Source organism: Streptomyces lancefieldiae (assembly GCF_031845825.1).
Lineage (GTDB): Bacteria > Actinomycetota > Actinomycetes > Streptomycetales > Streptomycetaceae > Streptomyces > Streptomyces lancefieldiae.
Genome location: NZ_JAVRFH010000284.1, coordinates 1 through 505 on the forward strand (window position 1 = coordinate 1; position 505 = coordinate 505).

Consider the following 505-nt stretch of genomic DNA (forward strand, 5'->3'; position numbering starts at 1 on the left):
CGCCAGGAGCGAGTGCCCGCCGAGCACGAAGAAGTCGTCCTCGACACCGACCTTCTCCACGCCCAGCAACTCACTGAAAAGCGAGCATAGTTCTTCCTCGTAGGCATTGCGTGGCGCTCCGCTACTCAGGTCGGCCGCGTACCACGCGGGCGACGGCAGCGCCCGGCGGTCGAGCTTGCCGGCCGGATTCAGCGGGAGCTGCGGGAGCGGCACCACCGCGGACGGGACCATGTACTCCGGCAGCCGCCCACGCACGTATTCGGGCAGCTCGACCGCCAGCGGACCGATCGACACGGCGAGGGCCGGGGTGTTCACCCGGGTCCGCGAGGCCGCCGTGCCGGGGACGAACGCCCCGCAGACGGTGCGCCGCTCGGGCAGCAGCACCGCGTCGAAGGCCTGCACGGCCTCGCCCGACCAGGTAAGGACCGCGTCCCGCCCCTGCTGCCGGGCCCAGTCGACGAGTTCCTCCGGGTCGAGCGGCTCGCCGGCCGGACCGGCGGCGCTC

1 pseudogene is annotated in these 505 nt (G+C 72.9%); it reads right to left on the reverse strand.

What is annotated here, in order from left to right:
* Positions 1 to 505, reverse strand: a pseudogene (locus tag RM812_RS42155) (hypothetical protein); the annotation flags it as partial.